General features: G+C 55.7%; 15 protein-coding genes. 13 read left to right on the top strand and 2 right to left on the bottom strand.

Annotation, left to right across the window (positions count from 1 at the left end; genetic code table 11):
* The first annotated feature begins 240 nt into the window (after nt 1-240).
* The 10 genes from VGK23_11340 to VGK23_11295 are packed head-to-tail and all read left to right on the top strand — an operon-like array spanning nt 241 to nt 8,745.
* Complete coding sequence (locus VGK23_11340; GenBank protein ID HEY3421134.1) at nt 241-561, top strand: hypothetical protein; 321 nt, start codon at nt 241-243, stop codon at nt 559-561.
* 11 nt (nt 562-572) lie between these two features.
* Entirely contained in the window at nt 573-2,636 is a 2,064-nt protein-coding gene (locus tag VGK23_11335) for a V-type ATP synthase subunit I (GenBank protein HEY3421133.1), read from the top strand.
* Between the two features lie 5 nt (nt 2,637-2,641).
* Complete coding sequence (locus VGK23_11330; GenBank protein ID HEY3421132.1) at nt 2,642-2,866, top strand: ATPase; 225 nt, start codon at nt 2,642-2,644, stop codon at nt 2,864-2,866.
* Nucleotides 2,867-2,917: 51 nt separating this feature from the next.
* Nucleotides 2,918-3,469, top strand: coding sequence for a V-type ATP synthase subunit E family protein (locus tag VGK23_11325; GenBank protein HEY3421131.1), 552 nt, complete (start codon nt 2,918-2,920; stop codon nt 3,467-3,469).
* Nucleotides 3,470-3,473: 4 nt separating this feature from the next.
* On the top strand, nt 3,474-4,535 hold the full coding sequence (gene ahaC, locus VGK23_11320; protein HEY3421130.1) for an ATP synthase A1 subunit C: 1,062 nt from the start codon (nt 3,474-3,476) through the stop codon (nt 4,533-4,535).
* Entirely contained in the window at nt 4,535-4,828 is a 294-nt protein-coding gene (locus VGK23_11315; protein HEY3421129.1) for a V-type ATP synthase subunit F, read from the top strand. Before ahaC ends, VGK23_11315 begins: the two co-directional genes overlap by 1 nt.
* A 12-nt stretch (nt 4,829-4,840) precedes the next feature.
* Nucleotides 4,841-6,571, top strand: a complete 1,731-nt coding sequence (locus VGK23_11310; GenBank protein HEY3421128.1) for a V-type ATP synthase subunit A — start codon at nt 4,841-4,843, stop codon at nt 6,569-6,571.
* Nucleotides 6,572-7,954: a V-type ATP synthase subunit B gene (locus tag VGK23_11305; GenBank protein ID HEY3421127.1), complete on the top strand. Its 1,383-nt coding sequence runs from the start codon at nt 6,572-6,574 to the stop codon at nt 7,952-7,954.
* 6 nt (nt 7,955-7,960) lie between these two features.
* On the top strand, nt 7,961-8,596 hold the full coding sequence (locus VGK23_11300) for a V-type ATP synthase subunit D (protein ID HEY3421126.1): 636 nt from the start codon (nt 7,961-7,963) through the stop codon (nt 8,594-8,596).
* Nucleotides 8,596-8,745: a hypothetical protein gene (locus VGK23_11295; GenBank protein ID HEY3421125.1), complete on the top strand. Its 150-nt coding sequence runs from the start codon at nt 8,596-8,598 to the stop codon at nt 8,743-8,745. Before VGK23_11300 ends, VGK23_11295 begins: the two co-directional genes overlap by 1 nt.
* Before the next feature lie 26 nt (nt 8,746-8,771).
* Here the strand turns inward: VGK23_11295 and VGK23_11290 are convergent, their stop codons facing one another.
* Nucleotides 8,772-10,274, bottom strand: coding sequence for a DNA-directed DNA polymerase II small subunit (locus VGK23_11290; protein HEY3421124.1), 1,503 nt, complete (start codon nt 10,272-10,274; stop codon nt 8,772-8,774).
* 41 nt (nt 10,275-10,315) lie between these two features.
* Between VGK23_11290 and VGK23_11285 the strand changes: the two genes are divergently transcribed.
* Both VGK23_11285 and VGK23_11280 read left to right on the top strand, forming a co-directional pair.
* Complete coding sequence (locus VGK23_11285) at nt 10,316-10,699, top strand: RNA-binding domain-containing protein (GenBank protein HEY3421123.1); 384 nt, start codon at nt 10,316-10,318, stop codon at nt 10,697-10,699.
* On the top strand, nt 10,699-11,475 hold the full coding sequence (locus VGK23_11280) for a sugar phosphate isomerase/epimerase family protein (protein ID HEY3421122.1): 777 nt from the start codon (nt 10,699-10,701) through the stop codon (nt 11,473-11,475). The genes VGK23_11285 and VGK23_11280 overlap by 1 nt, the downstream gene beginning before the upstream one ends.
* On the opposite strand, the gene VGK23_11275 is transcribed toward VGK23_11280, so the two are convergent.
* The gene (locus tag VGK23_11275; protein HEY3421121.1) at nt 11,453-12,847 is read right to left on the bottom strand and encodes a CPBP family glutamic-type intramembrane protease; all 1,395 of its coding nucleotides are present in this window, start codon (nt 12,845-12,847) and stop codon (nt 11,453-11,455) included. The genes VGK23_11280 and VGK23_11275 overlap by 23 nt on opposite strands.
* Before the next feature lie 199 nt (nt 12,848-13,046).
* Here VGK23_11275 and VGK23_11270 point away from each other — a divergent pair, with 199 nt between their 5' ends.
* Nucleotides 13,047-13,298 carry a hypothetical protein gene (locus VGK23_11270; protein ID HEY3421120.1) on the top strand — a complete coding sequence of 84 codons (252 nt, stop codon included), beginning with the start codon at nt 13,047-13,049 and terminating at the stop codon, nt 13,296-13,298.
* Nucleotides 13,299-13,333: the final 35 nt, after the last annotated feature.

Raw genomic sequence — 13,333 nt, 5'->3', positions numbered from 1 at the left:
TCGAGTTAAAAGGTTGATATTACTTATTATATATAATTGCTCGATTAAACGAGGCGGGTCCTTGGAATATGCCTTAACGCATCAAAAGAGCGGATATGCTGGAAGGACATTCTTGATTCCCTTGGAGAATTATGAGAAAAGTAGTGAGAAAACCCATCTTGCGCAGGCCGTGTTAGACCTTAGCAAATCCTTTAAATATAGTAAAAATATTCCCACCCTGAACCTCCGGGGGCGAGTCCTGTGACTAGGGCTGACACACTTCTTCAGATAAAAGACGCAGAAGCAAAAGCGTCACAGATAATGATTGAGGCGGACGAGAAGCAGAGGACAATAGTGGCCGCTGCCAGAAAGGACGCCGTCAGAAAGATCCAAGATGCTGAGGAGAAGCAAAGGGCTGAGTTCGAATCTGCCTATGCTGCCGAAAAGGCAAAGGTTTCGTCTCAAAGGGACGAGATCCTCCGCAAGGGGCGAGAAGAGGCCTCTGGCGTCAAGGGAAAAGCAGAGCATAACATTCCAAAGGCCAAAGCGCAACTGAAGCAGGCCTTCGAAGCGAACATCTGAGAGGATTTTAGATGATACTGCCAGAGAAAATGACTAGGATCCTGGTCGTAGGGTCCAAGGAATCCCTATCACAGACCATCGACATTCTGTATGGTTTGGAGACCGTTCACCTAGTGGATTTCTCAGCGGAGGAGCCCGGTTTCAGCTTGGGTTCGCCATTGCCGATAGCATCGGACGCCTCACAGAAACTGTTGAAGCTCCGTTCCATGGAAAGGGACCTTGACATTAAGGAGGTCAAGGGAATGGAGATCGAGGTCATCCCGATAGGGAAGATCAACTCTGAGGTGGATGAGACCATTAACGGGCTCGAGGCTGAGATCGTCGGCGTCGTCGAGACCAAGAGCAACTCCCAGGCCCGGATGCACGAGATCGAGCAGAAAAAGAAGCAGCTCGAACCGTTCATGACCGTCCCGCTGCCGCTGGAGCTGTATACAGGTTACGAAAGCTTGACGGTCTTCACTGGCTACGTCAAGATGGACCCGGCCGCGGCTTTGACGCAGGCGGTCAAACAGTTCGAGGTCTACAAATCCAATGACGGTAAGTTCGTGGCAGTCTTCGTTCCAAAGTCGGAGGCCGCAGAGGCGCAGAAGGTCCTTATCCAGAACGGATACACGGACATGCCCGCCCCGACCGGGAAAGGAGAACCCGCGGAGGAGATCAAGAGGCTGGACGAGGAATACGAGGTGGAGAAGAAGACCCTCGAGGAGGCAACGAAGAAGATCGACGCCCTCCGCGAGAAGCACCAATCCTTCATACTGGCCTCGGATGAGCATCTTAGCATAGAGGTGGAGAAGGCCGAGACGCCGATCCGCCTAGGCACAACCGCTCACGCTTTCGCAATGGATGCGTGGGTTCCTTCCGCAGACGTCAGCGGCATCGAGAAAGAACTCGCTTCCAAAATGGGGGACGCCGTCCTGATGGAGGTAATCGGCGAGGCGCCGAGAGCCGAACAGCATGAACCGGCCCACACGCCGGGAATGCCGCACAAGGAGCCGGTTGAGAAAGTACCGACATTGCAGCGCAACGGCAAGACCGTCAGTAAGTTCGAGTTCCTGACCGAACTCATATCGGTCCCTCGATACAACGAGATCGACCCAAGCACGATCCTGGCGATCACATTCCCGATCTTCTTCGGTCTGATGGTCGGCGACATGGGATACGGAATACCGTTCCTCATCCTCGGCGCCCTAGGACTGGCGAAATGCACGAGCAAAGAATGGCGCACCATCGCGACCATGCTGTTCTTCGGAGGTATCTGGGCAACGCTGTTCGGGTTCTTCCTGTTCGGCGAAGCGTTCGGACTGCATTTCTATCCGATCCCGGACGAAATGACCTGGTCCAGTTTGCTGGGAGTCAATCTTCCGCACACGCTGTTCGGATTCATCCCGGTCGGAATATACAGCAAGCTGACCGATGTGAAGATCCTGCTGTTCCTTACAGTATGGATAGGCATTATCCACCTGTATCTGGGATTCGGGCTGGGATTCTACAACAAGTACTTGAGACACGGAAGGAAGCACGCCATCATGGAGAAGGGCAGCTGGATCCTGATCCTGACCGGCGGAACGTTCCTGCTGATGTGGATCATCGACCTGTTGATCGCCACCTGGTTGCTCAGTGACACCATTTCGATGGTATTCCTCGCGCTCGGGGTGGTCACCCTGGTGCCCGGTGTCTTGATGGTGCTCAAAGCCGAAGGTGCGACCGCAATCCTGGAACTCCCGGGCCTAATGAGCAACATGATATCCTATGCTAGGCTTGCCGCGATTGGCATGTCGAAGGCGGGACTGGCGCTGGCGTTCAACACGATCGCCTTCGAGACCATCCTGGGCTTCGACCCCGTAGCAAGGGCTGGAGCGGGAGCCTGGCCGGTTGATCTGTCCATAGTGATGATCATCGTGGCCATAGTGATATTGATAGTAGGACATCTGACGGTGTTCATCCTAGGGATCCTGTCCGCCGGAATGCACGGCATCAGGCTTCACTATGTTGAGCTCTTCCAAAAATTCTACGAAGGCGGCGGTGTCAAGTTCAACCCGCTGAGAATAGTGAGAAAGCGTACAAGCGAGAGGTGAATGAAATGGCAATAGAAGCTGGTTTGATAGCAATTGGAGCTGGAGTGGCAGTCGGTATGGCCGGAATCGGATCCGGTATCGCTGAGGGTCCGATCGGATCCGCAGCAGTCGGCGCCATGGCCGAGGATGAGAAGCTATTCGGTAAGGGCCTGGTTCTGACCGTTATCCCGGAGACGATCGTTATCTTCGGTCTGGTCATGGCTATCCTGCTCTGGATAAAAATGGTATAAATAGGCAGTGCGACCGCAATATAATAAAAATCAAGGGGCCGATTCATGGCATTGGACAAGGTAGTCGGAAACATACTGGAGACCGCCAACAAGGAATCAGCGGCGCGAATAGCGACCGCTGAGAAAGAGAGGGCAACCATCCTTCAGCAAGCTGATGAGACGATCGCGAACAAGAAGAAGGCCCAGGAGAAGGAACTGGAAGTCGCCCTGAAGCGCTTGAGGCAACAGGAGATTTCCAGCGCCGAGCTCGAGGCCAAGAGGATCGTACTCAACGCCAAGAAGGAGATCCTTGACCGGTCGTTCCAGGAGACGCTGAAAGATCTGGAGTCGATGCCCGAGGCGGAAAAGGTTCGGGTCTACCAGAAGATCCTGATCAACGCCAAGAAGAACATCTCCAGGCCGAAGGTGATTTGCCCCAAGGGCGAGTCCCGGCTTGTGCAGAAGGACAGCGACATCGCATCGGTTACGGAAACGGACATGAGCACTGGGCTAGTTCTGGAAAGCCAGGACGGAACGATACGCCTGGACTACAGATTTAACACCATGCTCGCAGCGGTCTGGGAAAAGGAACTGAAGAACGTATCCAACGTTCTGTTTGGGTGAATGAATGTTCGGAATGAGGGGTAGAAAGGGCAACTATGCGTATGCCTGCGCACGGGTCAAGGCAAAGAAGAAATTCCTCCTCGACAAGGAAACCTACCCCAAGCTCTTGATGATGGACCTGAGCGAGATCGGGAGATTCCTGGGAGAGACGCAATACAAGGAAGAGATGACGGAGCTTGCGTCCCGCTATGAAGGAGTTAACCTGATCGAACTTGGCACCAGCAGGAACCTGGCTCGGATGAACACGCAGATCCTTAGATTCTGTACCGGGGAACTCAGCGTCATGGTCGAGAAGTACTTGGCGCGCTGGGATATGTACAACATCAAGACCATCCTGAGGGGCAAGTTCTATGGAGCCACCGTCGAGGAGATCCAAGAGGACATCGTTGCCGCCGGAAGGATGAGCGAGGACACCCTGAACTACCTGATCTCCCTGTCCACCGTAAACGATGTTCTGGACGAGATCAAGAAGAAGAGTGATCTTTCAATTCCCGAAGAGATCAAGGCCCAATACGATGCGACCGGGACGCTGGCGCCCATAGAGGACTATCTGGATAAGCAGTTCTATGGGAGGCTTATCGGATGCATCGAATGCAAAACGGTGCCGGAGAAGCTGTTGATGACCTTCCTCAGGAAGGAGATAGATGTGGCCAATCTCATGACCCTTCTCAAATTGAAACGTGAGGGCATCGAGATCGACAAGATGGGAGGCTATTTCATCGAGGGCGGTCAGGAACTGCCATTGAAGGAGCTCAACCGTCTGGCCGGTATGGAATCGCTCGAGGCCACAATAGGAGAGTTGACCAAGCTGTCCTTCTACGAAGAGATCAAGGAGGCTTTGGAGAAGGCAAAGGAGAGGAATTCTCTTACGTTCGTCGCCCTGGCGCTGCAAAGGTACCTGGCGGCACAATCGCAGAAGTTCTCTCACATGTATCCGCTCTCCGTTCTCCCGATTATCGATTACATGATCAGGAAGAAGATCGAGGTCGACAACATCAGGATCATCGCTCGTGGAAAGGAGAGCAAGCTTGATGTCGACCATATCAAAGAACTACTGGTGGTATAATGGACATAGCCGTTCTGGGCAGTAACGAATTCGTACTCGGCTTCAGACTGGGGGGCGTCAAGCGCGTCTACACGGTCAAGCCGGAGAACTACGAGCAGAAGCTCATGGAGCTCATAGCGGATTCTACGATCGGCGTGCTGGCCATCGATTCTGTTGATACTGAACTGTTGAGCCCTATCGGCCGGAAGAAGGCGACGGAATCCATCGCCCCGGTCGTCGTAATGGTGGGCGCGAAAGAAGGCGACCTTAGAGAGAAGGTCAAGAGAGCAATTGGCGTGGATCTGTACAAGTAATGAGGGGTTATTATGGCAAAGGAAGGCGAAATCTATAGAGTTGCGGGACCTGTCGTGACGGCAACCGGCATCACCCCGAGGATGTATGACGTTATGCAGGTCGGCAAGGAAGGCCTGATGGGCGAGGTCATCAAGATCGTTGGTGACAAGACCATCATCCAGGTATACGAGGATACCGCCGGCATAGCACCGGGAGAGAAGGTCATCGATACCGGACAGCCCCTCGTCGCAGAGCTGGGCCCGGGATTGCTGGGAAGCGTCTATGATGGTATCCAGAGGCCGTTACCGGTCCTAATGGAAAAGATGGGCGACTTCATCCAGAGGGGTGTCTCAGCACCAGGATTGGACCACAACGTTAAGTGGCCCTTCACGCCCATCGTCAAGAAGGGCGACAAGGTCGTATCCGGACAGATAATCGGCACTGTCCCGGAAAGGTCCATCATCCACAAGGTCATGGTCCCGCCAGGAATCTCCGGCGTTGTTGAGGAGATCAGAGGAGGGGAATTCACCGTTGACGACCCAGTTGCCCTCATCGGCGGCAAGAAGGTCACGATGTTGCAGAAATGGCCGGTCCGTGTCGGAAGGCCGTTCAGCGTCAAGACCGCCCCGGACACCCCGCTCGTCACCGGGCAGAGGATCATGGACACGCTGTTCCCGCTCACCAAGGGCGGTACTGGCGCCATCCCCGGTGCATTCGGTACCGGAAAGACCGTCACCCAGCAACAACTGGCCAAGTGGTCCGACGCGGAGATCGTGGTCTACATAGGCTGCGGTGAGCGCGGCAACGAGATGACCGAAGTGCTTACGACCTTCCCGTTCCTGGACGACCCTAAGACCGGAAAGCCGTTGATGGGCAGGACGGTCCTTATCGCCAACACCTCCAACATGCCGGTCGCGGCCCGTGAGGCCTCGGTCTACACGGGAATGACCATCGCTGAATACTACAGGGACATGGGCTACAACGTCTCGCTGATGGCAGACTCGACCTCCAGATGGGCAGAGGCAATGAGAGAAATCTCCTCCAGGCTGGAAGAGATGCCAGGCGAGGAAGGATATCCCGCTTACCTGTCCGCCAGGCTGTCCGAGTTCTACGAGCGTGCCGGACGTATCACCACCGTCGCGGGCGAAACCGGGTCGATCTCTGTCGTCGGTGCGGTCTCTCCGCCAGGCGGAGATCTGAACGAGCCGGTCACTCAGAACACACTGCGTATCGTCCGTGTCTTCTGGGCGTTGGACTCCAAGCTCCGTGAGAGGAGGCATTTCCCGGCCATCAACTGGCTGACTTCGTACTCATTGTACGCTGGTCAGCTGGACGGATGGTACAAGTCGAACGTGGCCGAGGACTTCCCCGAGCTAAGGAACTGGGCCACCGAGCTCCTGCAGAAAGAAGCAGAGCTCCAGGAGATCGTGCAATTGGTCGGTTCCGACGCGCTTCCCGAGGAACAGAAACTCGTTCTCGAAGTGGCAAGGACGATCCGCGAGGTCTTCCTGCAGCAGAACGCCTACCACCCGGTGGACACCTACTCCCCGCTGAAACGGCAGTACGCTTACCTCAAGACCATCAAGATGTTCTCGGACCGCGCCGAGAAGGCGGTCGAGAACGAGATATCCGTCGAGACCATCTCGAACATGCCCATCAGGTCCAGACTCCAGAGGGCAAAGCTGGAGCCGACGGTGGACCAGGATCTCGAAGCAATCATGGCCGGAATGGACAAGGATTTCGAAGCACTGGGGGCGAAGTAAATGGCATCCAAAGAGTATCACACGGTTTCGCAGATCGCCGGTCCGCTGGTGTTCGTCCAGAAGACCGAGCCGATCGGATTCAACGAGATCGCCGTCGTCACGATGGCGGATGGAACTGAGAAGAAGGGACAGGTGCTGGACACCTCCAAGGACTACGTCGTCATCCAGGTTTTCGAAGGAACATCCGGTATCGACAAGAACTGCGGTGCCAAGTTCACCGGAGAGACCATGAAGATGCCCGTTTCCCGGGACATGCTGGGCAGGATCCTGTCCGGTTCCGGAGAACCCCTGGACGGTGGCCCGGCCATCGTGCCGGAGAAGCGCTTGGACATCAACGGGGCGGCCATCAACCCGTGGGCCCGTGACTCCCCGTCCGAGTTCATTCAGACCGGTATCTCGACCATCGATGGTATGAACACCCTGGTCAGGGGCCAGAAGCTCCCGATCTTCTCTGCGTCCGGATTGCCGCACAATGAGATCGCGCTGCAGATCGCCAGGCAGGCAAAGGTGCTGGGCTCTAACGAAGAGTTTGCAGTGGTCTTCGCCGCCATGGGTATCACCAACGAAGAAGCGAACTACTTCATGAAGGACTTCGAAAGGACCGGCGCGCTGAAAAAGGCCGTCGTCTTCATGAACCTCGCCGACGACCCGGCCATCGAGCGTATCATCACGCCGAGATTGGCTCTAACCACCGCAGAGTACCTCGCCTACGAGCTGGGATACCATGTGCTGGTCATCATGACCGACATCACCAACTACTGCGAGGCGCTGAGACAGATCGGCGCTGCCAGAGAAGAGGTGCCCGGCCGTCGCGGATACCCAGGGTACATGTACACCGACCTTGCGACTCTCTACGAACGTGCTGGACGTATTAAGGGAAAGAAGGGTTCCATCACCCAGATCCCGATCCTGTCCATGCCCGGTGAGGATATCACCCACCCGATCCCGGACCTTACCGGATACATCACGGAAGGCCAGATCGTGGCGAAGAGGGAACTGGTCCGTGCCGGTATCTATCCCCCGGTCGATGTCTCGACCTCCCTGTCGAGGCTGATGAACGAGGGTATCGGAAAGGGCAAGACCCGTGAGGACCACAAGGCAGTGTCCGACCAGTGCTACGCCGCATATGCGGAGGGCAAGGACCTGAGAGGTCTCGTGGCCATCGTCGGCAAGGATGCACTCTCCGAGCGTGACAAGAAGTTCCTGGAGTTCGCAGACCTGTTCGAGAAGCGCTTCGTGCGTCAGGGCAGGGACGAGGACAGGGACATCGAGACCACGCTGAACCTTAGCTGGGAACTGCTGGCGCACCTCGACGAGAGGCAGCTGACCAGGATCGACAAGAAGTACATCGACAAGTACCACCCGGCCCACAAACAGAGCTGATGAAAAATGCCAGCGCGTGAAGTGAAGCCCACCCGGTCAGAACTCCTCGAGATCAAGAAGAAGATCAAGTTCTCCAAGACCGGCCACAAGATCCTGAAGATGAAGCGGGACGGCCTGATCTTGGAGTTCTTCAAGATCTTGGAGCAGGCAAAGCAGATCCGGGAGAAGATCGACAAAGACTACCATACAGCGATGGAGAAGATCGCCATAGCCAAGGCGGTCGATGGCGCCATCGCGGTCCAGTCCTCCGCTTTCGCCCTGAAGCTTCACCCGGAGATTACGCTGCGCAGCAAGAACGTCATGGGGCTGGTCGTCCCGGAGATCGAGGCCAACAGCATCCGTACCCCGATGGACAAGCGTGGTTACGGTGTGATCGGAACCTCGGTCTACATCGACGAAGCGGCCAAGGCGTTCGAGAACTTGGTCGAGACCCTCATCGAAGCGGCAGAGATCGAAACAACGATGAAGAAGCTGCTCGACGAGATCGAGAAGACCAAGCGCCGTGTGAACGCGCTCGAGTTCAAGGTGATCCCCGAATACCAGGAAGCCGAGGCCTTCATCAAGATGAGGCTCGAGGAAATGGAAAGGGAGAACATCTTCAGGCTCAAGCGCATCAAGCAGAAGGCGCAGGTAGCGAAATAATGTTCCAGCGGATCGAGAGTTACTTCTCGATGACGACCCCGGAAGGCCGGGAGCATCTTTTCCGCCTGGCCCAATACGTTTCCTACGGGATGTTGCTATTGGGCTGCATCTTCATCCTGTACGAGATCGTGAATGGCGGTCTCAACTAGGATGAGAAAAACCATTTCACCTATTCTTAGAACATAAAGCTCTGCATGTCAGTCTCGCCGGTGCCCAGGTGCACCAGGTAGAGCTTTGCCGGGTCGGGGTTGAAATTGTGCATCTTCTGGAACGAGGTCTGCGACTGCCAGGTGGAAGCGTTGATCAGACGGACGCCTTTATAATGTGATAGTCCGGCGCCATGAACGTGGCCGGTGACGAAGATGTCCGGAACGGTGTCGATGACCAGCATGTCCCTGGGTTCCGGTGCCAGCGGTGTCTTTCCGCCGTAGATCGGCGCCATGTGCCTCCGTTTCAGCATCTCCTTCATCGCCTCGATCGGCTTGGAATAGTTCAGCCCCTTCACCGAGGACATGAGGTCATCGAAACTCTTGCCGTGATACGACAGGATGGTCCTTCCCTCTATCTTGAGATAGCACGGGTTGCCGATCAGGATCGCGTTGGAATCGAACATCTTGGCGAACTCGCCCTCGAAAGCTGGCTGCGGTTCGGCCGGCCTGACCGCGTCATGGTTTCCAGGCTGTACGATGACCTTGATCGAATCAGGGATATCCTTCAGATACTCGGCCAGAACGTGGTACTGACCGAATATGTCGTCCACGTCCAGTTCCTTCTCCTGATCGGGATAGATGCCGATACCGTCAACGACATCCCCCGGGATCAGAAGATAGTTCATGCCAAGATCGACCGCTTCGGTCTTGAGCCAGTCCATCATCCTTCCCCACTCAGTGCCGAGGAACGTCTTGCTCCCCACATGGATATCGGACATGAACCCGATTATGGAAGACGAATCGGACCGCGGCATGCCGCTGCTGATGGGAACGTCCGGGCGGACGATTTCGGTGGCCGTCATCTTGACCCCGGACCCTCCCTTTTCGTATGATCCGCCAACCCTGCGGGCCGGTTTACCGATGATCCCGACGATCTCATCGTTCAGGATGGAGTCGTTGCCACCTTTTGCGTCCTTACCGAGCATCACGGTGATGCGTCCCGTCTCATCCACGAACTCGATGATGTGGTCGCCGGTCTTTGTCTCCTTCACCTCATTGACGATCCCGATGACCTTGATCTCCTTCTCTACCATCATGCGATTGGGGTCGGAGACCCGGCTGATGGTGGTGGAACCGCTCATATCCCGGCGTTTCTGCAGCATTCCCCGGACGGAATTGAACCGGTCCATGAAGTAGTGTGAGAAACCATCGATGCTGCCGACGCAATGGGAAGCGCCGGTGATGTCCTTGAGCACGATCACGTCACCGTCGCAGTACTCCCTCGGCCCGATGTCCTCCAGGTGTGCCTTGACCTGCGTCAGCGCGTCGATCGAATCCACCTGGCAGACGGTCCGAAGGTCCCGCATCGTGACCACCAGGGGCCGGGTCATCAATCGTGAAATGGCATCCCGGGCAAAATCAAGCGGGTCGTTCTTGGCCAGGATGAACTCCTCCGCATCAGCATCAAGCAGATATCCCTCCTTGGCCAGCTCATCGACAACGTACTCCCGGTTCACGGCAAATGTCATGTGAGGCCTGCCTTTAATACTTTCATTTCGATGTTCCGGTCATGCCCCTAGTTACCATCAGGACGCCTTTGAGGCCCACCGAGGACCCGGAGAAGGTCAGGACGGCAATTCTGAACATCTTTCCGGAAAGCGAAATCATCGTCGGACAGGACGAGGTCACCGCCAAGACCGCCACATTGGAACGGTTCAAGACCCTGATCCGGAACCAGAAGATCCTGGATTCCGTCAGGAAAAGTCTTCTCTCCGGGGCCTCCGCCAGCTTCACGAACCTTTCTCTGAACAAACAGGCGGCGTTCGTGAAACGCGTGTCATTGTCCGAGGGCAAGGCCGCCCTGGGGAACATGGAGGTAACCATCGAATCCGAGGACATCGAGCGGCTGATCGATGAGGTGGCGCCAAGGACCGTTGACGGGGTTGAGGTCTGATGATATCCCTTTCGTCACCAGCGTTCTCCCTCATACCCTTCGATCAGGCGATCGAGGCGGTGGCAAAGGAGTTCCAGGCCTGGGAGATCGTCGCGGAGGGGATGCACCGGCTCGAGAACATCGAGAAGAGGTTCATCGAGGTCTCTGGATCCTATGACCTGGAGTATTCTGTACACGCGCCGCTGAGCGACATCAACATCGGATCGCTCAACCCATCAATGAGGGATGCGTCGCTGAAAGAGGTTCTGATGGCAATAGGATCCTGCCGGAAGATGAACATCGACCTGATCACCTTCCATCCCGGGTTCATCACTCCTCTGGGACAGCTCGATCGTGCCGCGGTCATGAGAGAGACCGTAAGGTCGATCCACGAGATCGACAAGGCGGCCGCCGAACATGGCGTGGTCGCCGCACTGGAGAATATGCCCAGAATGCCGATATCGACCTGCACGGAACCGACCGAATTGCTTTCGGTGCTGGAGGGCACATCGATAGGCGTGTGCTTCGACATAGGCCACGCCCATACCGCCTGCAACATCGATGAGTTCCTCAGGCATGTTCCCAGGTTCGCAAACGTCCACATCCATGACAACGATGGTACTTCCGACCAGCACCTGACCATCGGCGAGGGGAGGATCGATTTCGAACGCGTCCTGGCTCTTATGGGCAGCTACCGTGGCAGGTATGTCATAGAGGCCAGAAGGATCGAAGGGGCTCCCCTTTCGGCAATGCGCCTGAGCAAGTTGCTGGGCGCTAGATCTGGCGGCCGCACTTGAGGCATTCGAACCGTCCATCCACATAGCGGGCTTCCGTCCCACCGCAATGGGGGCATACGAACCCAAAGCCCTGTTCCGGGCCCTTCGGCTCGGACGGAGGGGGTGACGGCGGCTGGTAGGGTTGGGATGGCGGGTACTGCGGGTAAGCGGGAGGCGGGTACTGATAGGGATAATAGCCCTGGGTGTACGGATTATAGTATGGCTGGGGCGGATAGTAGGGCTGCGCCACCGGGGCCGGTCTTTGCCTGGTCAGCTTCATACCGGTGAACAGCTCGACGGCCTTGAAGGAGTAATGAACGAAATAGACCGCGCCGACCGCGATGAACACCAGTAATAGCAGTCCCAGCCCCAATGCCAGTCCGGTGTTGTTCGGCCAGATCGAAAGAGATATCGAGAGATAATCGGTGAAGAAATGGAACATGATGGCTGCATAGAGGCCGAATTTCAGGAACAGATAACCCATGGCCATTCCGGCCAGGAACGCCGGGATGACCTTGAACAGGTCCCAGTTGAAGCTGTGTGCGAACCCGAACATCGCCGATGAGAAGAGCAGAAGCACCAGTTCCGCCTTCCCGAACTGGAACCCCCCTCCCAGGATGTAGTGCTTGGGGTCCTTGACCTTGTTCAAGGCGACCGCAACGAGGAAGAGGGGCACACCCAGCAGCAGGACGCGCGTGATCAGTTCTTCCCAGACCGATGCCTGAGCATAGGAGAATAGGATCTGCCAAAGGTCGGCTCCCTGGCTAGGAACACTCGGCGAAGTCCCTGACAGGCCGATGAGCAGATAGAAGACTATGTTGAACGCTATCACCGCGAAGAACAGCGTTGAGATCATGTACAGCGGACTGTGGCCCTCATCGTGGATCTGGAAAGTGAGCTCATGGGCGAACTTGTGCAAGCTCTTCTTGAGCATCCAGATGAACGAGGCCACGATGGCGCCGACCAAGAAGAGGAAATAGATGGAGAGGCCCACATCGCTTACCTTTAGGATATTGACCAGCCAGGGAGTGATGATGAACAGATAAGTGCCGTGTCCATTCACGTTCGGGAGCACCTGTCCGATCCCCCATAAAAGGACGATCACGTTGAAGGAGACGAGCAGTAGCAGCATGAAGATGACAATGCTGGTCACCCCTCTGACCACTTTCTTCAGGGTCTCTCCATCGTTCGAAGGCTGATATGGCGGATAGTTGGGATAGCCGTACTGGTAGCCATACGGATAATAGGGATTGTTAGGGTACTGCGGCGATGCCGGCATCGACATGCCTTTGCCACAGAACGGGCAGAAGACGGCATCGGAAGGCACCTTCCTGCCGCAATGGGGACACGAAGGGCCCGTTTCTCCAGAACTGGAGGAGACCTCGGGGTCCATTGTTCGTCTTGATTCCTCGTACGCTATTTCTATCCTTCGGTGTAAATCCCCCGATACCGGTGATCGAAGGTAAGTTATTTTCTATGGATGATCAGATTAAAATCGTCAAAACGTAGCTTTTTTCAATACTGGATAGTAAGGGAAAGATTTAAGAGCCAACCAAATCTATGTCGAACGGTCCCTAACGGAGGCAGCTTAAATGGATGAGGGTTCGACCGAGAAAGACGTGAAGTTTGAAACGATAAGCGCTGAAAAGATCCCATTTGGTAGAAACAACTTCATCGAAGTTGCCCGGAAAAAGGCCATCACCAAGGAGGGTGAGAACGAGTTCATCTCTCTTTCGAGGGGCTTCTTCCTCCCCGACGGAACGGAGAAGTTCAAGAAGTCCATCACGATCCCGGACGATCCCCAGATAAAGGATTTCGTCATCGAGAAGATCAGATCGATGTGAGCTGGTCATTTTTTCTGGGGTGCATACCCCAGTAT

This window comes from Methanomassiliicoccales archaeon, assembly GCA_036504055.1.
Taxonomy (GTDB): domain Archaea; phylum Thermoplasmatota; class Thermoplasmata; order Methanomassiliicoccales; family UBA472; genus DASXVU01.
The sequence above is the reverse complement of the archived record's forward strand: the minus strand, read 5'-3'. Positions and strand labels throughout refer to the sequence as shown.